Raw genomic sequence first — 23,062 nt, forward strand, 5'->3', positions numbered from 1 at the left:
TCAGACCCCTTCCCGAACGTCCCCGGCCAGGACCACGGCAGCAGCCGCGATGATCTCGTCGTCGGCATCGACGGCGAGGGAGCCGTCGGCGACCAGCAGCCCGGCCAGCGCCACGACGTTCATCGCGTACAGCCGGGAGGCATGCACCGGCAATTGGCTGGCGACGTCGCGGCCGCCCCAGACGGTGACTCCGCCGACGGTGACCGTCTGGCCGGGTACCGACCCGGCGATGTTGCCGCCACTCTCGCTGGCCAGGTCGACCGCGACCGTGCCCGGCGCCATGGTCGCCAGCATCTCGGCGCTCACGAGTTGGGGCGCCGGGCGCCCGGGGACCAGGGCGGTGGTGATGACGACGTCGGAGGCAGCGACGTACGGCGTGAGCAGTTCCTGCTGCATGGCGGCACGTTCGGCGGCCATCTCTCGCGCGTACCCGCCGGCACCCTCGATCACGTCGAGGCCCAGATCGATGAAGGTGGCCCCGACCGATCGCACCTCGTCGGCGCTGGCCGGACGGACGTCGTACGCCGACACCACCGCACCCAGCCGCCGCGCAGTCGCGATCGCCTGCAACCCGGCGACACCCGCGCCGATCACCAGCACCCGTGCCGGCGGGATGGTGCCCGCAGCGGTCATGAACAGCGGGAAGAAGCGCGGCAACAGGTCGGCGGCGACCAGCGCCGCCCGGTACCCGGTGACCAGGGACTGGGAAGTGAGCGCGTCCATGGGCTGCGCCCGGGCGATGCGGGGGACCCGTTCGAAGGACAGCAGCGTGGCGCCGGCAGCGGCGACCGCCTGCACCGTCTGCGGGTCGGCGGCCGGCTGCAGCAGGCTCAGGCTCACCGCACCGGGGCGCAGCGCGGCCGCGAGCGGCGCGGGCAGCGCGCGCACGGTCGCGACGACGTCGGCGGCGGCCACGGCCGACGGCGCCTCCTGCGCCGGGAACACCGAGGCCCCGGCGGCTTCGTAGGCGGCGTCGGTGGCCAGGGCCGCCGCGCCGGCGCCGGCCTGCACGGCGACGTCGAAGCCCAGGCCGGCGAGCCGGCCGACGGTGTCAGGCACGACCGCCACGCGGCGCTCACCGGGCCGGTCCTCGGCCAGTGTGACCAGCCGCATCGCTCACCCCCTCGGTCGGGCAGCCTGGGTCGGGCAGCCTGGGTCGGGCAGCCTGGGTCGGGCAGCGGCAACCTACCCCGGTGACCGTCAGGGACGGCGGTTCGTGCGCGGTCGCCGCAGGATCTGGGCGACCGACCGCATCTGCATCGCCGTGGCCGCCACCAGGCCGGTGAAGCCGGCTGCCCGCAGCACCACCGCGACGTCGGCGTTGTCCTCCACTCCGGCAGCCACCAGCAGCGCCGCGGACGACAGCAGGCCGACCATGCCGACCACGGCGAACAGCACCCGGTCGATCCAGTCGTCCAGGACGAGCCGGTCCTCGCCGCCGAACAGGCCGACCCGGATCCCCAGCCGGCCACTGCGCGTCTGCAGCGCGATGTCCTCGACCAGTTGCGGCATGCTGCGGACGGCGGGCAGGGCCCGCATCGCCTCGTGGGTCAGCCGCTCCTTGAGCGACCCGACGCCCGCCTCGGGCAACTCCCTGATCGTCTCGGTCGCCCGCTCCACCATCCGGAACCCCGGATCGATGATCCGCAACGTGCCGTCCAGGGTGAGCATGGCCCGGCCCAGCACGGTCAGCGCCCGCGGCGCCTTCACACCGTGCCTTGCCAGCACGTGGACGACCAGCTGCAACACCGCGGGGTCGAACCCGCCGCCCTGCACTCGAGTCAGCACGCTGGACAGCTCGAACTCCATGGCCCGCATGTCCAGCGCGTCGCCGTCGGGGCCGGCCAGCCGGCGCAGGGCACGAGCCAGCATCGAGGGGTCGGCCAGCATGAAGCCCAGCGCGAGTTGCTGCAGGCCGTCCAGCGTGACCGGATCCAGTTGCCCGACAGCACCGAAGTCGATGAACCACAGCGTGCCCTCGGCGTCGACCAGGACGTTGCCGGGATGGGGGTCGGCGTGGAACACCCCGGCGGTGAGGACCTGTTCGAGGAAGGCCCGGAACAACCGGTCGGCCAGCACGGGGCGGGCGATGCCGCTGGCCCGCAAGGCCGCCGGATCCGATACCGGCCGGCCGTCGACCTCGTCCATGACCAGCATCGACCGGGTCGTCAGGTCGGCGTGGACCAGGGGCACCTCGACGCCGTGCCCGCCCGGGACCGCCCGCCGCATGGCCGCGTTGTTGGCGGCTTCGGTACGGAAGTCCAGTTCGGCGGCGATCCCGCTGACCAATTCGTCGGCGAGGTCGCGGATGCCGAGTGAGCGAGCCCCTTCGGAACGTCGCTCCAACTGGGCTGCGCCCCACCGCAATACCCGCGCGTCCCGGTCGACGATGTCCTCGATGTCGGGTCGGCGGATCTTCACGATCACCCGGCGTCCGCCGGCCAGCGTGGCGCGGTAGGTCACCCCGATGGAGGCAGCGGCCAACGGCTCGGCGGCGAAGGTCGCGAAGGTCGCCGCGGCAGGTCGTCCGGTCTGCTGTTCGACGATCTCGGTGACGACCGCGGCGGGCAGGCCCGGTGCGGCTGTCCGCAGGTGGCCGAGTTCCTCGGTCACGGTGGCAGGCAACAGGTCTTCGCGGGTCGACGCGATCTGCCCGAACTTCACGAACATCCCGCCGCAGTCCTCGAGAGTGGCCCGCAGCGCCCGGGCACCTTCCGGGGTCGCCAGCGCGGCACGGGAGGCGTATCGACGCCCGGCGAAGCCGTGCCGGCGCGCGGCACCCACGATCTGCCGCAGCCGGGTGACCACCTGCCAGCGCCGGCGTACCGCCTTGATCGGCCGCGGCCACCGGCGCCGTCGATCGCCACCGCGGGGCCGGGCGATCACGTCGATGACGATGCTGGCCAGCATCGTCACGAGCAGGACGTAGCCGACGAAACCCACACCCAGCCGGCCGAGGTCGCCCAGATCGTTGAAATCGGCCTCGGTGGAGTTCTCGTACTGCATGTTGATGAGCCATTGGCCGGCGAAGAAGCCGACCAGGCCGGCGAGCGTCGCCCGCCAGAAGCCCCGCCGCACACCGAGGATCCGACCCGCGATCAGACCGACCACGACGAGGAAGGCGATGAGGACGGCGAGCCCGAGGACGCCATCGAGTGTGACAGTGATCCCGTCGTCCACGAACTCGCCTCCGCTGGCCTCGGCGCGAACCTCGGTTCGGTGTCCCGGGCCGCCGGCCGATCGTGGCAGAACCGCGCGCCTGACGACGACCGTGGGGAAATCTCCGGCGCTGCGGCGTCGGCGGGATTTCCCCACGGTCGGTCAGCGGCAGGGCGAGCGGGGTGCTGCTATCCGCGCATCCCCGACATCGTCGGATGGCGCAGGTCGAAGTACGCGACGTCGTCCAGCAACGACATCTCCTCGGCCATCATGTCCCGCAACTGCGGCGGCATCGGCTTGGCTTCCCCTTCTCGCGCAGCGGGTTCCGAGGAGAAGCAGACCGTCTCGGTGAAGATGCCGTCGGCGTCCACCGCAATGGTCGCGCCCAGGACGTCGGGCCGGTGGTCGTGCAGCATCTGGGCCGACTGGTCCAGAATCGCCTGGGCGCGGGCCCGGTCACGCACCCTGCCCTGGATCACCTGGACGAAGCCGGCATCCGGCGTACCTCCGCCGAGCAACAGTTGGACGTCGTCGCAGTCGTGGAACGTGGCGCCCTCGCTGAAGCAGGTCGCCATGTCCTCCCACCAGGCGGACTGGTCGGGCCGTTCGCTGTTGGTACGCGCGGACTCTCGTGAATCGAAGCGGACTGCGGCGATCAGCGTGCCGTCGTCGGTGAAACCGTGGGTCGTGCCGAGCCACCCGGTGGCCCCGGGTGCGAGCTCGAGCATCCACCGGTCGAGGCAGGCCTGTGCGGCCGCCGTGTCACGCACCTTGCCCTGGATGATCTGCATGAACATGGGTCAGCCTCCCGTACCTGGACGGGGCGCCGGATGACGTCCGGCGCGACCGCACCAGGCTAGGGGCGAGCGGCCGCGGGCAGAAGGCCCACGGGCGGGCTGTCGGGGGACGCCCGGCGTACGCCGACCCCCGTGCAGGCGCCGGCCGGGCGACCCGTCATCCTCGGCGGATGGCTGACTGCACGCATCTGGCCGCCGCGCCCGACCACGTCGAACCGCTCACCCCCGACGGCTGCGAGGAGTGCCTGCAGCTGGGCAGTTCCTGGGTCCATCTGCGACTGTGCCTGACCTGCGGGCACGTGGGCTGCTGCGATTCGTCGGTGCACCAGCACGCCACCGCCCATTTCACCGCGACCGGCCATCCGGTGATGCGCAGCTTCCAGCCCGGCGAGTCCTGGCGCTGGTGCTTCATCGACCACCAGACCGGCTGACCGCGCCGGGCCGGACCGACCGCTACTGGTCGCCCAGCAGCGTCTCCTCCAGGTCGACCTCGCGCTGCAGGGTCCGCAGCGTGTCGTCGTCGATCCGCCCGTCGTCCCGCATCGCGACCAGCGCGGCACGTTCGGCCTGCAGGATCGCCACCCGGAGCCGCCGGTACGCCGCACTCGGGGTCTCCGGGCCCGGTCCACCCAGTCGCTCCCAGGCGCCCAGCGAACGCGACTGGGTGGCCTGTCGCAGGCGGTCCGCGACACCGTGCGGCAGAGCACCTTCGGCCTCGAGCAACTCCTCGAGTCGAAGCGCGGCCTGTTCGGCGGCCAGATGGGCCGCCTCGGCCTCGGCGAGCCGGTCCTGGGTCTCGTCCCGCCGGATATTCAACCATCGGATGAGCGGCGGCAGCGTGAAACCCTGGCCGAGCAACGTGACGGCGATGACACAGAACGCCAGGAACGCGATGAGGTCGCGTTGCGGGAACGCCTCGCCGGTGTCGACGGTCAGCGGGATCGACGCCGCGGCAGCCAGCGTCACCACGCCGCGCATCCCCGCCCAGGACACCACGACCAACTCGCGCCAGCGGCGGTCCGGGCGGCTGGCCCGCAGCAGTCCGCCGGCGTACGCCGTACCGAAGACCCAGACGAAACGACTGACGATGACCACCGAGCAGACCACCACGGCGTACAGCAGCAGGTCCGCCGGGGTGTAGTCGCCCAGCCGGACCAGGATCGAGCGCAGCTGCAGCCCGATGAGAGCGAAGACCGTCCCCTCGAGGATGAAGTCGATGGTGCGCCACACCGACTGCGCCTGCAGCCGGGCGGCGGACCCCAGCAGTTCCGCTGACCGGTGGCCGAGGACCAGGCCGGTCGTCACCACCGCGACCACACCCGAGGCCCCGACCTCTTCGGCGGGCAGGAACGCGATGAACGGCGTCAGCAGCGACAGCGAGGTCTCCACCACCGGGTCGTCCAGCCGTCGTCGTACCCAGCTGACCAGCACCGCCACGACCAGGCCGATGGCCACCCCACCGACACTGGCCCAGGTCAGCCGGCCGGCTGCCTCGAGCCAGGAGAAGCCGCCGGTGAGTGCCGCGGCCACCGCCACGCGCAGCAGCGTGATCGCGGTGGCGTCGTTGAGCAGGCTCTCCCCCTCGAGCACGGTGAGCAGGCCGTTCGGCAGCCGCAACCGGCGACCGATCGCGGTCGCCGCGACGGCATCGGCCGGCGCCACGGCGGCGCCGAGAGCGAACGCCGCAGCCAGCGGCAGACCCGGCACGATCGCGTGGACGGTGAGGCCGACGACGAGGGTGCAGAACGCGACATACCCCACGCTGAGCAGACCGATGGTGAGCCGGTTGGCACGGATGCCGACCAACGAACTGCCCAGCGCCGCGGAGTACAGCAGCGGCGGCAGCACCACGATGAGCACGAACTCCGCGGACAGCTCGAACGACGGGATTCCGGGGACGAACGAGGCGGCAACTCCGACGACGACCAGCAGCAGCGGGGAGGACAGCCCGTACCGGCGTGCCACGCCGCCGACGGCGGTGACCACCACAAGGAGTCCCAGGACCTCCAGCAGCTCGTGCACGTCGGCAGTGTGGCCCATGACGGCAGTGCGCACCCGCGCTCGGCAAGGACGTCGTGGCAGCCGGTCGAGGCGTCACCGGGCGAAGTAGTGCAACCCCAGCCATGCCCAGGCAGCCAGCACGGCCACGCGGCCGCCGCGGGTGCGCATGATGCGGGACAACACGATCGGCAGGCGTTCGACCCGGCTCGCCGGCCTGCGGGCGAGTACGGCAAGGACCAGCCCCGCCAGCGCGACGACCAGGTATCCACCGATGGTGACGGCGCGCCAGCTCATGCCGCGCCGCCGCGGTCCGGGCCGAGATCGATGGGCGGCACCCGGGACGGTATGCGCGACAAGAGGAACCAGCCCAGCGCCAGCCAGCCGGCCAGGGCGACCACGCGCACGACGGGGTAGTGCAGCAGCTCGTCGGCCAGCACACTCAGGGTCGGGTGATCCGCTGACCCCTGCTGCAGCGTCGGCTGCTGGAACAGCGCCTGCAGCTCCCACACTGCCGCGGTGACGAAGACGGCCGACCAGGCCAGCACGGTGGCACGCGAGACCGGCGGCGGACAGACCCGCTCGACCAGCGGACGCCGCCACGCCAGCGCGATGGCGGCCGCGCCGAGCAGCGCGACCGCGACAGTCGGCGGCCAGGAATAGCGCTCGGCACTGCCGACCACGACGGCGTAGCCGACGACGCCGAGTCCGATCCCGATCGTCAGCGCCCGGCGTCGCGAGCCGAGCAACGGCGCGCCGATCTGCTCGACGGTGTCAGCGGCAGCGGCGTCGCGTCCGACCAGGACCGCCGCCCCACCCAGCACCACGGCGTGAACCGGGTTGTCGGCAAGGCCGTCGAAGATCGCCGCCAGGCCGAGCACCCACACCAGCGGGCTGCGGATCACCGCGGACAGCCCGGATCGGCTGGCCGCGGATCCCGGCAGTCTGCCCATCGCCACTCCAGTTCCCGCCGCTGCGGCACACCCTGCCACGGCCCGACCCGCCGGTAGGGTCGCCCGCGGACGTCACCGCGCCCGAGGGCCGACCAGCGGGAGGGCCGATGGCGACACCGATCCCGGTCCTCTCCGGTGCGACACTCGGAATCGACTGCGGTGGTAGCGGAATCAAAGCGTCGGTGCTCGACGCCGACGGCGCCATGCAGGCCAAGCCGATCCGGGTGCCGACGCCGTACCCGCTGCCCCCGGAGCGACTGCTCGACCTGCTCGTCGACATCGCCGGCACCCTGCCCGCTGCGCAGCGGGTCACCGTCGGAATGCCCGGCATGATCCGGCACGGCGTCGTCGTCACCACTCCCCACTACGTCACCCGATCGGGACCACGCAGCCGAATCGATCCACCACTGCTGCGCCGTTGGTCCGGTTACGACGCCCGGGCCGGGGTCAGCACTGCCCTCGGATTGCCCGCGCTGGTACTCAACGACGCCGAAGTTCACGGCGCCGGCGTCATCGCCGAAACAGGTCTGGAACTGGTCCTGACGCTGGGCACCGGCCTCGGTTGCGCCACCTTCGACGACGGCCGGCTCGCCCCGCATCTGGAGTTGTCGCAGGCGACCACGCGCTGGGGGCAGCTCTACGACAGGTATGTCGGGGAACGGGAACGGCGGCGGTTGGGCAACGCGTTCTGGTCGCGCCGGGTACTGCGGATGGTGGCCGCGCTGCGTCCGATGTTCCTGTGGGACCGGCTCTATCTCGGCGGTGGCAACAGCCGCCGGATCCTGCCGGATGCCTTGGCGGACATGGGAGACGACGTCGTCGTCGTACCGAACTCCGCCGGTATCGTCGGTGCGGTTCGCGCCTGGCGGCTCGCCCCGCAGCCGTGGAACCCGGACACCTGATGGGCCGGTCGTCGGCTGACCCCGTCCGAACGGGTTACGTCATTCGGAGTGTCCGGACGACCCGGGCGGGAGCCGCAGCAGGTACGGTGCCGTCGCGCCCGATGAGATGAACGCCACCGAGGGTTGCGTCGTCGCCGGGCACTGAGGGGGAATCATGGGTTTCGCACCGCTTCGCTCGACGCTGCGCATCGGTCTGGTGCTCGGGACGGCGCTACTGCTCACCGGCACCGCGTTGTCGCTGCCGGCGCGGGCCGACGCCGCCTCGGACCTGGTGACCGCCCAGGCAACGGTTCGCAACGGCATCGACCTGGCCGCGACGCTGGAGGCCACGACCGGCAGCACCGTCCGATCGCAATTCGGACTGGGTGGGATCACGGTCGGCTCCAGCGACCTGCAGATCTCCCCCGACGGCACCGTGCTGGCGTCGCGGGGGTCCGTGCTGTCGCTGGACGCGGCGTCCGGGTTCCGCGGGTACTACCCGGTCGCGGCACTGACAGGTCCATACCGGAACGCCTTCGGCAAGGTCCTGCGGCACTTCGGAGTCAAGCGGAAGCAGTGGTTGGTCCTGGGCGGCGCCGCAGTCGGCTTCCCCGGTGCACGACTGCTCACCCAGGGCAGCCCCTACCGATTCGCCCGCGACCTGGTCGACAAGGCGGTCGCCGGCCGGGTCGACTCCGCGACGTCGGTCCAGCTGGAGATCCCGTACGCCACCTTCATGACGACGATTCTGGGCGGCCTCTACACCCCTGCCCTGGTCGGGAACATCCCGGTGACCGTCGGACTCGACGGCGCCGGACGGGTCGTCAGGGTGTCCTACGAGCTGATCGTGGGCTCACCCCAGAGCATCGAGGTCATCGCCTACGCGGCGCCGAACGCCGTGCTGCCGCCGCCGTCGCTGTGGGTTCCGGTACGGCGCAGCAGCCGGATCCAGGCCGTCCTGTTTGCCGCCGACCAGGTGCGCAGCGCGGCCACCAGCGCTCGCCGCACCCTGGCCCGCGACCCCGACATCGCCACGTTGCGTCAGATCGCAGCCAAGCTCGGGCGCGGTAAGCAGCGGCTGAAGGCGACCGTCCTCGGGACCCGGATTGTGTTCAGCAGCAGTGCGGCGAAGGTGACGTGGACCGACACCGTGACCCTCTCGGGCCGCAAGGCCGTGCTGGGCCCGCTTCGCCTGACGCTGCCTCCGAAGAAGGCGGCGCCGGCAAAGAAGTCGGCCAAGAAGGCAGTGCCGGACAAGAAGGCAGCGGCGGCGTAGCGCAGCGCCGGCGAAGAAAGCAGCGCCAGCCCCGTCGTCACCCGGGCGGGTGCGTCCATTCGGGGCGGCTGGCGGGCCGTTGTCGGGGGCTTGGCTTAACGTCATACGAGCATCGTTGGCGCTCATCGGGGGCGTCGCCACTGACAGACGGGGGACTCCGTGACCACGACACGTGACACCACCACACGCCCGGCGCGCCGCGCCATCGCCGGCGGGCTGGGCGTCGCCCTCGCCGTCGGCACCCTGGTCGCCACCGCTGCCCCGGCCCGTGCCGACGCCGCCTCCGACCTGGCAGTGGCCAAGGGCGCCGTCCTCACCGCAGCGACGCTGGCCGAGCAGACCGAATCGGTCACCGGAGCGACCACCCTCAGCGCCGGCGGCTCGGGCGCGTCCCTCGTCGTCCAGCAGTCGTCCGACGGATCGATCCTGCGCCTGCCCGGATCGATCCTCGCCAAGGGTGGCGGCGCGACGACGATCTTCCTGCCGCTGGGCTCGGTGGCCCGCGCGAGTTCTGCGACCTTCCTGCTGACCCCGCCCGCGCCGCTGGACCGTAAGCAACGCAAGGTGCTCAAGCGCATCGGCGTGAAGCCGACGTCCCTGGTCGTCAGCAGCATCCCCTCGACGGCCTCGTTCGATCAGATTCTTACGGCCAGCAGTCCGTACCGGCTGGGACGCCAGCTCGTCGCGGTCGCCACCGCCGGCCAGGTCGTCGACGCGGTGACCACCACCCTCGTCGTGCCCGCCGGGGCACTCTCGTCCGATCCCGTCGAGGCAGCGAAGAAGACCGGGTCGGTCACGGTGACGATCCACGCCGACGGTCAGGGTCGGCTGACCCGCGTGTCGGATTCCACCGGCGGCGTCGAGGTCGCCGCCTACGCCGCGCCGGGTGCGGTCATTCCGCCGGCCTCAGTGCTGCTCAGCCCACGCAAGAACAAGCGAGCCTTCAACGCCATCGCCTCCCGGTCGTACGGGCAATCGTTCGCCGACGGCGTCGTCGCCGCACTCCGCCTCTCGCCCAAGGCAAGCACGCTCGCCTCGTTCGGCGGGAAGGGCTTCACGTACGGCAAGATCCAGGTGCGCTCGTTCCGGCTGCCGGGCACGTTGCTCGTGACGGCCAAGGGCGGTGGCGTGACGTGGACGAAGTCCGTCAAGCTCAAGCGCGGTCACGCCAAGGTCTCACGTTGGGCCGTGGCGCTGCCGCGCCGCTAGGTGGATCGTCCGGCCGTGCGGTTGTGTCACGCCCAGCACACGTCGAGCTGAGTCACATCGTCACCTCGAACTCAGTGACAGCGAACTCGGTCACAGCGAACTCGGTCACAGCGAACTCGGTCACGGCGAACTCGGTCACATCGAACTCGGTCACATCGACTCGAGTGTCGGGATGATGCGGGTGGCGAGTTGTTCGGCGAACTCCACCGGATGGCGGTCGGGCATCACCATCACCTCGGCAACGCCGAGGTCGGCGTAGCCGGCGACCTCGGCCAGCCATGCGTCGACGTCGACGAGAGCGGGCCGGGTCATCAGCACCGTCTTCACGATGTCCTCGTAGTCGCGGCCGACGTCGTCGCAATGACGCCGCAGGACGTCGAGTTTGTGTGACACCGCAGCGACGCCGGTCCCGAACACGTTGCCCAGGTCGGCGTACTGCGCGACCAGCCGCAACGTGCGACGCTCACCGGCACCGCCGATCATGATCGGCGGATGCGGCCGGCTGAGCGGCACCGGCCGGCACAGGGTCTCGGCCAGCTGGTAGTGCCGACCGGTGAAGGGCCCGTCCTCGTCGCTCCACATCTGGCGGCAGATCTGCAGCGTCTCCTCCAGTCGCTCGAACCGCTCGGCGACCGGGACCACGGGGACGCCGAGGCCACGTTGCTCCCGCTCGTACCAGGAGGCTCCGATTCCGAGCCGGGCGCGACCGGCCGACAACACATCCAGCGTCGTGACGATCTTCGCCAGCAAGCCGGGGTGCCGGTACGTCACGCCGGTGACCAGCACTCCCAGCGTCATCCGCTGCGTCGCAGCCGCCAGATAGCCCAAGGTCGTGTACGCCTCCAGCATCGGCTCGGATGCAGCCGCGACGGCGTCCATCTGGAAGTAGTGATCCATCACGGTGAACGACGCCACTCCGGACTGCTCGCAGACCACCGCCGTCTCGGCCAGCACGGGAGCGATCGTCGCCGCGTCCGGCGGCGTGCTGAACGACCAGTAGTGCAGCCCCAGCCTCATCCCTGTCCACTCCCCTCGCTCAGGTCGGCCGCGCCCGCTTCGGGGCCGTCCGGTTCGACCCTTGCCGGTTCGATCGCTGCGGTGCGGTGCCGGCCGCTTCGGTCACTGCCGGTTCCGTCACTGCCGGTTCGTGCCTTCAGGTTCGATCCTTCGGGGCATTCCCGCAGCGTGGGCCGGATGATCGTCGCGCGCAGCGGGTAGAAGGGCGACCGTGAGCCCTCCGGTCGCGGTCGTGCTGCGTCGCCAACTCAGCCCCCGGCTCGCGCTGGCCGCCGGGGTCGCCGTGGTGGTCGCCGTCCCGGTGACGGTGCTGGGGTACGCCGCCACCCACGGCTGGGGACCGATCGGCGACCTGGACAACGGTGTGGCCGAGGGCCTGCATCGCTGGGCGATCCAGACGCCGACCGCGGTCACGGTCCTGCAGTTCGCCAGTGACGTGCTGCACCCCTGGGCGTTGCGCGCGTACCTCGGACTGGTCGTCGTCATGCTGCTGCTGCGCGGCCAGGTACGGCTCGCCTGGTGGGCCGCCATCACCGTGCTCGGCGGCGGCGTCCTCGACATCATCCTGAAGGAGGCCGTCCAGCGGGCCCGACCGATCCTGCCGGAGGCAGTGGCCAGCGCCGGCGGCTATTCGTTCCCTTCGGGCCACGCGCTGTCGATCACGGTGGCCGTCGGCGTCCTGCTGCTCCTCGGCTTCCCGCTGCTGCAACCGGGCGGCCGGCGGGTGGCCGTCGTCGTCGGCGCGGTGCTGATCGCGCTGATCTGCTTCGCCCGAGTGGGGTTGGGAGTGCACTACGTCAGCGATGTCGTCGCCGGCGTGCTGATCGGCGTCGGGTGGCTGGCCGCGACGTCGATCGCCTTCGAGTCGTGGCGGCGATCGGTCGGCCGTGCCCCCCACGATCCGCTCACCGAAGGGATCGACCCCGCCGGGACGCTCGCGGCTGCCCGCGGTGACGTCACCGAGGCACACACACCGTAAGTGCCTGCGGCCGTACGCGGAATCGCGCCGTACGGCGGCTGGCGATGACGTCGCCGTCGACCTGAGCCGGCTGATCGACGTCCCAGACGACGTCGACGGCGTGGCCGGTGAACCGCCGCAACTGCCCGCGGGTGGGCGGCCGGTGGGCGAGCAGGCGCCACCCGAGCCCCAGCCACTCACGCGGCCGGGCGGCGGTCAGGACGGCGACGTCGAGCAGCCCGTCGTCGGGTCGCGCGTCCGGCAGCAAGGCGACGCCGCCGGTGAGCGAGGCGACGTTGCCCACCACCACCCCGGTAGCCCGGGTACGGGCGATCCGGCCGTCGGATTCGAGCCGGACCCCGACGGCCGGGGAGCGCAGCGCGCGCAGCCCGGCGACGACGTACGCGAGCCACCCGGCCCGCTGCTTGAGCGCGGGGGACGTGGCGGCGAACATCCGCGCGTCGAAGCCGCAGCCGCCCATCACCAGGTACGGCTCGTCGTCCAGTTCAACGACATCGATACGCCGTCGCGCGCCGGTTGCCGCGAGCGCAGCCGCCGCCGCTGGCTGCGCCGGGATTCCCAGGTTGCGGGCCAGCAGGTTTCCCGTCCCGGCCGGTACCAGGGCGAGGGCGACGTCGGTGCCCAGCAGAGCCGCGGCGACGCTGCGGACCGTGCCGTCGCCGCCCTGCACGACGACGAGATCGGCGCCGGCTGCCACGGCCGCCCTAGCCTGCGAGGTACCCGGCTGAGAGGCCGTGGTCTCCCACCAGCCCATGACCGTCAGCCCGGCGGCCGACAACGCCGCGGCGAGCTCGGCCCGCTGCTGCGGATCGTCCGCCGGCTTGACCACCACGGCGACCCGCGGACCGTCCGCCGCCGTCATCGGAACTCCGTCGTCATCGGAACTCCTCCGCCGCGGGTTCACGACTTGCGGTCCCCGGGCCTGGCGGCCGACTGCCCGACCGGCTCGGACTTGCCGATCCCTCTCCCGCGATGGGTTCGGGGCGCAGCACGGCACCGAACGCGACCATCACCACCGCGAGCCACAGGGCGCCGCCGAGCAGCCCGCAGACGACGTCGCTCAGGAAGTGCATGCCGCGGTACAACCGGGCGGCGCCGACGATCACCGGCACGGCGAACAACACCAGCAGCCACCACCGGTGCCGATTCGCCGCGCCGAGCCGCACCATGATCACCAGCGCCAGGCTGCCGTACAGCGCCACGGCGGCTGCGGTGTGGCCGGACGGGAAGCTCGACGTCGGCGGCGCGGCGTCCAGTTGGGCCACATCGGGTCGCGCCCGCTCCACCACCGCCGTCACGACGAGGAAGATCCACAGTTCGCCGAGGACGGCAGCAGCGATCAGCCACGACTCCCGCCATCGCCCGAGCCACAGCCGCAGCGCGACGAAGGCGACCAGCCCGACGGCGACGACCGTCTGGGTATTGGCCAGGGCGCTGCCGGTGGCCGAGCCCCAGTCCAGGACCGCGGTGCGGTGCTCGGCCAGCCAGCGCAGGACCGTGCCGTCCCAGGATTCGTCGGGGTGGCTGAACGCCGACGTGACCACGGTGCCGAGGATCAGCAGCAGCAGTGTCGTGCTGACTGCCCCGACGGCCAGACCCACGACGACGCGGCGAGATCCCGGTGGCAGTCGGCGGTGGCGCCGGGCCGGCACCGCGTCGGGCGCCGCACCACCAGGCGCCCCGGTCGCACGGCCAACCGCCCCGGCGCTGCCACCGGTCGCCCCGGTCGTCCCCCCGGGCAATGACCCCACCGGCGCCTCAGACACGGCGGTACCGCGCCTCGGCCAGGCCGTAGCAGCCGAAGGCCATCAGTCCCAGCGCCGCGAGGACCAGCAGCGCGCCGCCGTACGGCTGCTCCAGCAGTGTCCGCATCGCGCCGTCCAGGCCGGTGGCGCGGCTCGCGTCGTACGTCCAGCCCGCGACGCAGACGAGCCCGCCGGCCAGCATGAAGACCAGGCCGCGAGCGATCGTTCCGACCTGCCCGAGGCGGTGCACGGTACGACGGACAGTCGGCCGCATCGCGCCGGCCGGGAAGTAGCGCATGAAGCGGGAGCGGATTCCTTCGACGACCTGGATGACACCGGTGACGGCGACCGCGGCGCCGACGGCGATCACCAACCATCGACCGGCCTCCGACTGCATCAGCCGCGCGGACAGCGTGGCCTGGTCAGCCGCTTGCGACGACGTGGAGCCGAGCAGCACGACCACAGCGGTGACGGCGAACCCGGCGTACAACACCCCCCGGATCAACGACTTGAGCCGGGGACCGGTGCCCGGCTCACCGTCGACGCCGGTGGCGGCCTCCGACAGCCGCCACGCGGCGTAGCACGCCAACCCCACGGCGATCGCGCCGACGACGAACCCCCCGAAAGGCCGTTCGACGACCTCGGCCAGCGCGCCCTTCTGGTCCACCTCGACCGCCGCGCCACGCGCGACGAGTAGCGCGAGCAGTCCCAGCAGCAGGTACACGACGCCGCGGGCCACCAGCCCGGCCCGCGCTGCCCACCCGATCGCGCGTGAGTCGCCCACCGAATCCACGCCGGCGGCCACGGTGGCCGCGGCATCCCCCGCGGCGCCGGCCACGGTGGCGAGGGCTGCGCCTGCCGTCGCCGCGGCGCCGGATCGGCGCCGCAGAGCGCCAAGAACGGACACCGGACCTCCCTGTGCACCTGGGCCGCGCTTCGCGGCGCCGAGGCCTGATGCCGGGGCTGACGCCTCCGGAAGCGGGCCTCGCGGCTGCGGCCTACCCGGCGGGGCCGCGCCAGAAACGGCCACCCAAGCGAGGGTCACGGCGGTGGCCGGCAGCGCCCGTCATCCGGGACCCCATAATCCCGCTGTGATCCCCGCGGCAGCTCCCGACGACCCGCTGCACCAGGACGCCCGAACGCCGCCTACAGCCGATCCCGCGGTGGCCCGGTGGTTCCTGCGCGGGCAGCAGCGTGGCAACCCCGCTACCGACCTGCGCGACCATTCGACCGGCAACGCCGTGACCGCGCTGATCGACGGCGCGACGTACTTTCCCCGGCTCTGCCAACAGCTGAGCGACACCACCGCGGGAGATCACATCTACTTCCTGGATTTCTGCGGTGACCTCACCGAGCGGCTCGCCGGCCCCGGCACCGAGGTCGGGACCGTACTGGCGGCCGCGGCCGAGCGCGGCGTTCACGTGTTCGGCCTGCTGTGGCGATCGCACCCCCGGTGGCTGCGGCAGACCGAGGAAACCAACGCCGAGTTCGTCCGCCATATCCGCGACCACGGCGGGCAGGTTCTGCTGGATTCGCGAACCCGCCGGGCCGGCAGCCACCACCAGAAACTCGTCGTCATACGCCGCCCGCAACGGCCGGACACCGATGTCGGTTTCGTCGGCGGGATCGACCTGGGATACAGCCGTCACGACGGCGGTAGTCACCTTGGTGACCCGCAGGCGATGGCGGAGTTTCCTGCGGAGTACGGCGACCGGCCGCCGTGGCACGACATCCAGGCGGAGGTCAGCGGACCGGCGGTCCACGACCTGGAACACACCTTCCGGGAACGCTGGTACGGCAGTTCGGTACTGGATCTGCCGAGCCCGGTGCGCCAGCTGTACGACCGGACGTATCACATGGGAGCCACGACCACCGAGCCACTGCCCGACGCATTGCCCGAACCGACCCAACGGCCGGGAACCGCTGCGGTCCAGGTCCTGCGGACCTACCCGGCGCGGTTGCGCCGCTATCCGTTCGCGCCGCACGGCGAGCGCAGTATCGCCCGGGCGTACCGCAAGGCGTTTTCCCGGGCCCGCCGGCTGGTGTACCTGGAGGACCAGTATCTGTGGTCCGCCGACGTCGCCTGGGTTATCGCCTCTGCACTTCGTGACAACCCCGAACTCCACGTCGTCGTCGTCGTTCCGCGCTACCCGGACAAGGACGGCCGGGTGGGTCGTCCCCCCGCGCTGGTGGGCCGTGACGAGGCGGTACGCCGCTGCCGCGCGGCCGGGGGCGACCGGTTCGCGATCTACGACGTCGAGAACAACTCCGGCACACCGGTTTACGTTCATGCGAAGGTCGTCGTGATCGACGACGTGTGGGCGATGATCGGGTCGGACAATCTGAACCGTCGCTCGTGGACGCACGACAGCGAGTTGTCCATCGCCATCCTCGACGAAGAACGCGACGGGCGAGAGCCGGTCGACGCACCCGGCAGCGGCGACGGAGCCCGCCGATTCGCCCGCGACCTGCGCCTGCGGCTGCTGAGCGAGCACCTCGACGTCGGTGACGAACTGGACGAGCTGATCGATCCGGCGGACGCCGTGGCGGCGATCGCGACGTCCGCGCAGCGATTGCAGGACTGGTACGACGGCGGCTGCGTGGGCGAGCGGCCCGCCGGGCGCCTCCGCCCCCATCGCGACGTGGCGATCGCGCGGAAGGACCGGCTGTGGGCGGTGCCGCTGTATCGCCTGCTGTACGACCCCGACGGCCGGCCGCTGCGCGACCGGATCCGGGGACGACGGTGAACGACATACCGGCCGGGCAGGGGCGGGAGGCCGGGCAGGGGCGGGAGGCCGGGCAGGGGCGGGAGGTCTTCGTCCAGGAATCCGTCGTGGTTCTCGACGCAGGCGCCGACGAGGCGGGCCCGGGCGCGGCGATCACGGTGGCGTTGTGCGGCAGCTTCGACCACGACGGCCGGTGCCCGGTGGCCCCGCACCACACCGCGACCGGCCTGGGACCGGACGGCCTGGTGGTGCGGACGGTGTTCGCGACCGAACCGGATCAGCAGGACTCGGTACGGATGACGATCACCGCCGCGCTGCAGCACGGCTCCGTGCGCGGACCCGACGGCGCGGTCTCGCGCTGGAGTCTGCTGCGCAGTGCACCGGACGGTCTGCTGCGGCAGGAGATCGAGTTGGCGACCGCCCTGCTGGACGGCTGACGGGCTGGGTCAGCGCCAGACGTTCATCGGTCGTCGTGGGACGGCCGGTCCACCCGCAGGACGTCGAGGAGGCCGGCCAGTTCGAGAACCCGCAGCACGGCACCGCCCGCGTTGGCGAGGCGCATCGTCCCGCCGCCCGCGGTGAGCGCCTTGTTGACGTGCACCAGCGCGCCGAGGGCCGACGAGTCCATGAAGGTCACGGCAGCCAGGTCGACCACCAGGTCGGTGGTCAGGTCGGGCGATACCGCGCCGAGCAGCGTCGACTCGATCTGGGCGACCGACGCGATGTCGAGTTCGCCGGCTAGCGCGACTCGCTGGACAGAGGATGACGTCACGACGACACCTTCCACGTGCAGTGTCGCCGTGGCCACGCGCGGGCCCCATGTGCTCGACACCGATGGTCTTCGGCCGATCGGCCGTGATCTTGTCACGTCGGGCACCGTGAAGGCGCCGCCACCGGAGCCCGACTGCAGTCCGGATTGACTGCGATGCGTTCGACAACGGGCTCCACCCTAGCGATCGGCGACGCCGGACCGTCGCGCGGCTGCCCCGCCAGTCACGCGGGTGGCCCCGCCGGCGTGACCACCTCGGCGGCTCCTGCCGGCCCGCCGATCGGACCACGCAGGTCGACGACGACCGGATCGCGCCGGGCACGGGAGTCCGCGACCAACGAGTCCGCCCACACGATGCGCGCGCCCCCGCGGACCTGAACCACCAAGCGGGCTGGTTGCCGGGCCAGGTCCCGGCACACCATCGGCCTGCCGGCCCACGACAGCGACCGCGTGGCCGACTCCAGGCAGCGCAACCCGACGACGTCGACGAACGACACCGCCGCCATGTCGACGATCACGTCGTCGACTTCCGGTCGGGCGAAGCCGCGCAGATAGTCCGCCAGGCGGTGCGCTTCGGCCAGATCGATCTCGCCGCTCAGCACGATGACGGCCGTCCCACCCGACACCGTCGAGGTGATGACGAGCACGCAGTCCTCAGCCATCTCGGTCGCCTCGTCACCGGTCGGTGAGCCTCGCGCACCGAGGGCCCGCCGGTGCGGCTCACCAGTCACGCTAGGTTGCCGGGGCGCCCACGGCAACCGATCCGGTCGCCGAGTCGAGCCGCAGCGACGGGGCGACGCCGCGGCTTGGCGCCGCCGGGTCCGCCATGGCGGACCGAGCGCCCTAGCACGACCCAGCGCCGTACGACGGAGGCAACGTGAAACGAGAGATCTACGGCGAGGAACACCTCGCCTTCCGTGATTCGGTGCGGCAGACGCTCGCCCGGCACGTCGAACCCAACCTCGAGAGTTTCTTCGCAGCCAAGGCACTACCCCGGGAACTCTGGCTCGCCCTCGGCGCCCAGGGACTGCTCAGCCTGGACGTGCCGGAGCAGTACGGCGGTATGGGGGCGAACGACTACCGCTTCAACGCGATACTCAACGAGGAACTGGCACGAGTGACCCCCGGCCTCGCGTCGTGTGTCAGCATCCACTTCGACGTCGTTGCCCCGTACCTGGTCGAACTCGGCACCGAGGATCAGAAACAGCGGTGGCTGCCGGCCTTCTGCACGGGCGAACTCGTCACCGCGATCGCGATGACCGAACCCAGCGGAGGCTCGGACCTCGCCGCGCTGCGGACCTCCGCGGTACGGCGTGGCGACACCTGGGTGGTGAACGGCTCGAAGACCTTCATCACCAACGGCGCGTCGGCCGACCTCGTCATCGTCGCGGCTCGCACCAACCCCAACGAACGCTCCAAGGGCATCACCCTGTTCGCGGTCGAGGCGACCGCGAAGGGTTTCCAGCGCGGGCGCAAGCTGGACAAGGTGGGGCAGGCCGAGTCCGACACGTCGGAGTTGTTCTTCGACGACCTGGTGCTGACCGATGCCGACGTGATCGGCGAGGTGGACCGCGGCTTCATCCACATGATGGAACGCCTGCCCCAGGAGCGGATCGGCGCAGCGGTCGCCAACCTCGCGCATGCGACCGCGATCCTCGCCGAAACGCTGGAGTACGTGCGCGAGCGCCGGGCGTTCGGCCAGCCGATCGGGAGCTTTCAGCACAACAAGTTCGTCCTCGCCGAGTTGGCGACCAAGATCGACGTCACGCAGGCCTACGTCGACAACGCGGTGCGGGCTCACGCCGAGGGGAACCTCAGTGCGGTCGACGCCGCCAAGGCCAAGTGGTGGTCCGCGGAGATCCAGAACGAGGTCATGGATGCCTGCCTGCAGTTGTACGGCGGCTACGGCTACATGAACGAGTACCGGGTGGCGCGCGCGTGGCGCGACGCCCGCATCACGAAGATCTGGGCCGGCTCCAACGAGATCATGAAGGAGATCATCGGGCGCGACCTCGGCCTGTGACGAACGCCGATCGACCGGCGCCTGTGTGCTCCGAACGACCGAACGGCCCCGGTGCCTGCGCACCGGGGCCGTTCGTCGTGCGGGATTGAGCGAGGCTGGCTACTTCTTCGCCGCTTCCCAGTAGCTCATGTCGACGTTGCTCTCGTACGACCACTTCGGGTCGGTAGTCGACAGGTAGGTGAGCCCGGCGCCCTGGTTGAACGCGATGATGCTCGCCCATGCGTCCTTGCTGATGAAACCACCGTTGGGCGCGTAGCCGAAGGTGATGTCCTTGATCTGCCCGGCCAGGACCGTCTTGTCGATGGCCTTGTAGTTCGTGTCGTTCTGCAGCACAGCGGCGACTTCTTCCGGCGTGTGCGTCTTCACGTACTCGACCGCCTGGTTGATCGCCTTGATGAAGCGGACGACCGACTCCCGCTTGCTGGCAATCGTGTTCTTCATGGCGAAGTACGACGTGCCCAGGTTCTCGAGGTTCCGGGCCGCCTCCGGCAGCGAATTCGGGTCGCGGGGGTCGACGATGTAGTGGGCCTTGCCCGCATTCACCGACGGGCTGAACTGCCCGATCGTGTTGGCAGCGCAGTCGAACTTGCCACTGGCCACACCGGTCGCACTCAGAGTCTGGTCAGCCGTGCCGGTGATGTCGTAGGTGGCGTTGTAGGCCTTCTTGTAGGCCACAGCCCAACCATAGGCGGACCCACCAGGAACCGAGGTGACAAGCGTCTTGCATTCGGTCGGCGACTTGATCTCCGCCTTGGCGATCATGAAGCCGACAGCCTTGCCGCTGAGCGTCCAGAAGAGCTGAGTTGTGTCCTTGCCCTGGTTGGTGATCGCGAAGGCCTGCGACCCACCGGATCCGGCAATGTCAGCCTGTCCGCTGGTGAGGCTGGTGGCGACCGCCGACCCGACCATGTTGACGGTGACGTCGACGCCCTGCTGCTTGAAGTAGCCGCCGTACTGCGCGACGTAGATCAGCGCCTGGGAGACGTCGTACGACGCGTTGGCAAAGACGAGCGGCGCGACCGCAGCGCCCGAGTTGCTACCTCCGCTGTTGTCGCTGCTCCCACACGCCGCGACGATGACCGGCACGGCCAAGAGGGCCGAAACCGTCGCCAGTCTCTTCGTCCGGCGACGACGGCCGGACCTTTCCTGCGCGTTGGCCGAGACGTTGGTGTTCATTGTCACTGATCAGTTCTCCCTCATGCTGACGCCGCCATGCCGGCGGACCTCGTTGGGCGCCACACGCCAGTGGCCGAGTGTGCCTCGTCCACCCCGTCTGGTATCCACCCGTCCCTCGGTCGTCCGTTGGCCGCCCGTCTGACCGGTCCTCAAGACGAGCGGCCGGCCTCGCTGCCGAGTCCATCTAGCGGAGCACCGTGAAGGGTGGCGAGAAGATTGTCAAGACCCAGTACCATCAACACGAGTTGCCGAGACCGAGCTGTGACCATCCCGCAGGTCCGCCGTCACCGGCACCCACGTTGCGGTGGGCGACGTTCTCGTCTCGGACAGCCGACCTTCGACCAACGGGCGGCCGCTACTCGGGCCGGCCGACCGCCGAAGCCGCCAGCAGGTCCGGCGGCGGCGCAGGATGGCGATAGACGCGCGCCGCGTTCCCGTAGCACACCTTTCTGATGGTCTCGGCCGGCAGGTGACTGAGTTCGTGGCGGACCATCTCCTGGCTGGCCGGCCAGGTCATGTCGAAATGGGGGTAGTCGGTTTCGACCATGACGCTGTCCTCGCCTATGACGTCGAGCATCCGGAATCCCGACGGGTCTTCGATCGACGTGAAGACGAAGTTCCGCTGCGCGACCTCCAGCGGGGTCGGCGCGTCGGCGTACCAGGTCTTGCCGATGGCGCCTGACTGGCGATGAGCGCGAATCAACCGCTCGAACGCCATCGGGACCCAGGAGATCCCCGCCTCGGACAGCGCGATGGTCAGGCCGGGGAAGCGGATCGGCACGCCGGAGTAGATCCAGTCGATCAGCGCCTTGATGCCGCTGATGGGGAACAGCGCGGTCGCGACCGACTCCGCTGACGAGGACGACGCCGCCGCGGTGGCGCCTGACGACCCGACGTGCAGGTTGACGACGGTCCCGGTCTCCTCGCACGCGCGGAAGAACGGATCCCACACCCGGTCGTACACGTTCGGGAAGCCGAGTCCCTCGGGGTTCTCCGAGAAGGAGACGGCCCGGAAGCCCCGCTCGGCGTTGCGGCGGATCTCCGTCGCGGCGATCTCGGGATCACGCAGCCAGGGCAATTGGCACGGGATGTAGCGGTCCGGCGCCGCCCCGCACCACTCGTCGATCATCCAGTCGTTGTAGGCCCGCAGACAGGCCAACCCGAGTTCGGCATCGGACATGGTCGAGAAGCGGGTGCCGGCGAAACCCCAGACGATGGATCCGAAACACAGGCTCGCCCACACGCCCGTGGCATCCATGTCGGTGAGCCGCAAGGCGGAGTCGTACACCTGCGGACGGAACTCCGAATAGTTGCACGCAATATTGCCCCACTCGGCCATCGGGCGGCCCGCCGAGCCGTTGGCCATCAGGATCGGCACCCGCCGACCGTCGATCACCCACCACGAGCCGCCGTCAGCGGCCTGCTCGACATACGGCGCGCGGTCGCGCAGCTGCGCCGGCAGGCGACCATCGAACAACGTCGCGGGTTCCAGGGCATGGTCGTCGACCGAGATGATCGGACAGAAGAGTTCCTCGGGCTCAGGATCCGGCAGGAACGTCACCGGGTGGTCGCGGCCATGCTTGCGCACCATACGCAGGACGGCGTCGTCCAGGTCGAACCGGTCGGTCCCCGTCGTCGCTGTCCCTGTCGTCGTCATGACCCCTCCGGTGGCTACTCGGGCTGCGGATCGCGGGAGGCGAGACCGCATGACGCGGAAAGCCTCACGAGGAGGCGGTCACCTGGGCCTCGAACCGATCGAACTCGGCGACGACCTCGGGCACGACCGCAGCCACCGCGTCCCAGTCGATCCGGGCAAGGCGGTCCGCCTCGACGACGACGGCGAGCATCGAGCGCAGCCGATGGTGCAGCAGCACCGGAACCTGTTCGGGAAACGGGCCGAGCGCGCACTGGTCCCACCACACGATCGTGTGATGGCTCCCCGGATAGATGTAGTGGTAGTGCGGTTCCTCGTCGAACGCGTCGATACGCAGGTACTCCTCGGCGCTGTCGGCGTCGAACACGTGGATCGAGGGAGCCTGCAACTCCAGACCCTGCTGAAACTCCGGCCGGGTCCGCGCCAGCCATTCCGGGTCATGCCCGTAGGCCTGCTGCAACACCGCCGCGTTCAGCGCTCGGCGCTCGACGCCGAAGCGCAGTCCGCCGGCGTCGAAGAAACGGGTCGCCGCGGGATCGGGCGGGATCTTGAAGTCGAGCTCGTAGCTGGTGCCGACCCGGGGTGCAAGGGGCATGTCAGGATCCCAGTCGTAGGAACCACGCAACGTGACCGCCGGTAGGACGGTCAATTCCCGATGAGGATCCGCCTCGCCGTATCCGGTGTCAAGACTCGCCAGGCT

The 23,062-nt window shown here is 70.8% G+C and carries 23 protein-coding genes; 8 read left to right on the forward strand and 15 right to left on the reverse strand.

What is annotated here, in order from left to right; genetic code table 11:
- The 3 genes from EPO13_11535 to EPO13_11545 form a co-directional block, all read right to left on the reverse strand.
- The gene (locus EPO13_11535) at window positions 1-1,113 is read right to left on the reverse strand and encodes an NAD(P)(+) transhydrogenase (Re/Si-specific) subunit alpha (protein ID TAK68182.1); all 1,113 of its coding nucleotides are present in this window, start codon (window positions 1,111-1,113) and stop codon (window positions 1-3) included.
- Between the two features lie 87 nt (window positions 1,114-1,200).
- Complete coding sequence (locus EPO13_11540) at window positions 1,201-3,180, reverse strand: AarF/ABC1/UbiB kinase family protein (GenBank protein TAK68183.1); 1,980 nt, start codon at window positions 3,178-3,180, stop codon at window positions 1,201-1,203.
- 167 nt (window positions 3,181-3,347) lie between these two features.
- A complete protein-coding gene (locus EPO13_11545; protein TAK68184.1) occupies window positions 3,348-3,956 on the reverse strand; it encodes a hypothetical protein in 609 nt (202 codons plus the stop codon).
- 170 nt (window positions 3,957-4,126) lie between these two features.
- Here EPO13_11545 and EPO13_11550 point away from each other — a divergent pair, with 170 nt between their 5' ends.
- The gene (locus EPO13_11550) at window positions 4,127-4,387 is read left to right on the forward strand and encodes a hypothetical protein (GenBank protein TAK68185.1); all 261 of its coding nucleotides are present in this window, start codon (window positions 4,127-4,129) and stop codon (window positions 4,385-4,387) included.
- A 22-nt stretch (window positions 4,388-4,409) separates the two neighbouring features.
- On the opposite strand, the gene EPO13_11555 is transcribed toward EPO13_11550, so the two are convergent.
- From EPO13_11555 to EPO13_11565, 3 genes are read right to left on the reverse strand one after another with little or no spacing between them, the layout of a single operon-like run.
- Entirely contained in the window at window positions 4,410-5,996 is a 1,587-nt protein-coding gene (locus EPO13_11555; protein TAK68307.1) for a Na+/H+ antiporter, read from the reverse strand.
- 54 nt (window positions 5,997-6,050) lie between these two features.
- Window positions 6,051-6,251 carry a hypothetical protein gene (locus EPO13_11560; GenBank protein TAK68186.1) on the reverse strand — a complete coding sequence of 67 codons (201 nt, stop codon included), beginning with the start codon at window positions 6,249-6,251 and terminating at the stop codon, window positions 6,051-6,053.
- The gene (locus EPO13_11565; GenBank protein TAK68187.1) at window positions 6,248-6,907 is read right to left on the reverse strand and encodes a hypothetical protein; all 660 of its coding nucleotides are present in this window, start codon (window positions 6,905-6,907) and stop codon (window positions 6,248-6,250) included. Before EPO13_11565 ends, EPO13_11560 begins: the two co-directional genes overlap by 4 nt.
- 107 nt (window positions 6,908-7,014) lie before the next feature.
- Here EPO13_11565 and EPO13_11570 point away from each other — a divergent pair, with 107 nt between their 5' ends.
- The 3 genes from EPO13_11570 (at window position 7,015) to EPO13_11580 (ending at window position 10,273) form a co-directional block, all read left to right on the forward strand.
- Entirely contained in the window at window positions 7,015-7,809 is a 795-nt protein-coding gene (locus EPO13_11570; protein ID TAK68188.1) for an ROK family protein, read from the forward strand.
- A 154-nt stretch (window positions 7,810-7,963) separates the two neighbouring features.
- On the forward strand, window positions 7,964-9,064 hold the full coding sequence (locus EPO13_11575) for a hypothetical protein (protein ID TAK68189.1): 1,101 nt from the start codon (window positions 7,964-7,966) through the stop codon (window positions 9,062-9,064).
- A gap of 159 nt (window positions 9,065-9,223) precedes the next feature.
- A complete protein-coding gene (locus EPO13_11580) occupies window positions 9,224-10,273 on the forward strand; it encodes a hypothetical protein (GenBank protein ID TAK68190.1) in 1,050 nt (349 codons plus the stop codon).
- 150 nt (window positions 10,274-10,423) lie between these two features.
- On the opposite strand, the gene EPO13_11585 is transcribed toward EPO13_11580, so the two are convergent.
- Window positions 10,424-11,290, reverse strand: a complete 867-nt coding sequence (locus tag EPO13_11585; GenBank protein TAK68191.1) for an LLM class F420-dependent oxidoreductase — start codon at window positions 11,288-11,290, stop codon at window positions 10,424-10,426.
- Between the two features lie 211 nt (window positions 11,291-11,501).
- Between EPO13_11585 and EPO13_11590 the strand changes: the two genes are divergently transcribed.
- Window positions 11,502-12,269, forward strand: coding sequence for a phosphatase PAP2 family protein (locus EPO13_11590; GenBank protein TAK68192.1), 768 nt, complete (start codon window positions 11,502-11,504; stop codon window positions 12,267-12,269).
- Here EPO13_11590 and EPO13_11595 read toward each other — a convergent pair.
- Genes EPO13_11595 through EPO13_11605 form a run of 3 tightly spaced genes read right to left on the reverse strand, consistent with a single transcriptional unit; the run spans window position 12,247 to window position 14,921 of the window.
- Complete coding sequence (locus tag EPO13_11595; protein TAK68193.1) at window positions 12,247-13,131, reverse strand: diacylglycerol kinase; 885 nt, start codon at window positions 13,129-13,131, stop codon at window positions 12,247-12,249. The genes EPO13_11590 and EPO13_11595 overlap by 23 nt on opposite strands.
- Before the next feature lie 13 nt (window positions 13,132-13,144).
- Window positions 13,145-14,035, reverse strand: a complete 891-nt coding sequence (locus tag EPO13_11600) for a phosphatase PAP2 family protein (GenBank protein ID TAK68194.1) — start codon at window positions 14,033-14,035, stop codon at window positions 13,145-13,147.
- Window positions 14,028-14,921 carry a DUF1206 domain-containing protein gene (locus EPO13_11605; protein ID TAK68195.1) on the reverse strand — a complete coding sequence of 298 codons (894 nt, stop codon included), beginning with the start codon at window positions 14,919-14,921 and terminating at the stop codon, window positions 14,028-14,030. Before EPO13_11605 ends, EPO13_11600 begins: the two co-directional genes overlap by 8 nt.
- 256 nt (window positions 14,922-15,177) lie before the next feature.
- Here EPO13_11605 and EPO13_11610 point away from each other — a divergent pair, with 256 nt between their 5' ends.
- A complete protein-coding gene (locus EPO13_11610) occupies window positions 15,178-16,761 on the forward strand; it encodes a phospholipase (protein TAK68308.1) in 1,584 nt (527 codons plus the stop codon).
- Between the two features lie 5 nt (window positions 16,762-16,766).
- Window positions 16,767-17,177 (forward strand): hypothetical protein, encoded by a 411-nt coding sequence (locus EPO13_11615; protein TAK68309.1) that lies wholly within the window; start codon window positions 16,767-16,769, stop codon window positions 17,175-17,177.
- A gap of 23 nt (window positions 17,178-17,200) precedes the next feature.
- Here the strand turns inward: EPO13_11615 and EPO13_11620 are convergent, their stop codons facing one another.
- Window positions 17,201-17,650 (reverse strand): anti-sigma factor antagonist, encoded by a 450-nt coding sequence (locus EPO13_11620; protein TAK68196.1) that lies wholly within the window; start codon window positions 17,648-17,650, stop codon window positions 17,201-17,203.
- A gap of 83 nt (window positions 17,651-17,733) precedes the next feature.
- The gene (locus EPO13_11625) at window positions 17,734-18,171 is read right to left on the reverse strand and encodes an anti-sigma factor antagonist (GenBank protein TAK68197.1); all 438 of its coding nucleotides are present in this window, start codon (window positions 18,169-18,171) and stop codon (window positions 17,734-17,736) included.
- Window positions 18,172-18,386: 215 nt separating this feature from the next.
- Between EPO13_11625 and EPO13_11630 the strand changes: the two genes are divergently transcribed.
- Window positions 18,387-19,532, forward strand: coding sequence for an acyl-CoA dehydrogenase (locus EPO13_11630; protein ID TAK68198.1), 1,146 nt, complete (start codon window positions 18,387-18,389; stop codon window positions 19,530-19,532).
- Window positions 19,533-19,631: 99 nt separating this feature from the next.
- Here the strand turns inward: EPO13_11630 and EPO13_11635 are convergent, their stop codons facing one another.
- From EPO13_11635 to EPO13_11645, 3 genes are all read right to left on the reverse strand, one after another.
- Window positions 19,632-20,708, reverse strand: coding sequence for an ABC transporter substrate-binding protein (locus EPO13_11635; protein TAK68199.1), 1,077 nt, complete (start codon window positions 20,706-20,708; stop codon window positions 19,632-19,634).
- A gap of 355 nt (window positions 20,709-21,063) precedes the next feature.
- Entirely contained in the window at window positions 21,064-22,416 is a 1,353-nt protein-coding gene (locus EPO13_11640; protein TAK68200.1) for an amidohydrolase, read from the reverse strand.
- A 13-nt stretch (window positions 22,417-22,429) separates the two neighbouring features.
- Window positions 22,430-22,957 carry a hypothetical protein gene (locus EPO13_11645; protein ID TAK68201.1) on the reverse strand — a complete coding sequence of 176 codons (528 nt, stop codon included), beginning with the start codon at window positions 22,955-22,957 and terminating at the stop codon, window positions 22,430-22,432.
- Window positions 22,958-23,062: the final 105 nt, after the last annotated feature.

The sequence above is a fragment of the Actinomycetota bacterium genome (genome assembly GCA_004297305.1).
Lineage (GTDB): Bacteria > Actinomycetota > Actinomycetes > S36-B12 > FW305-bin1 > FW305-bin1.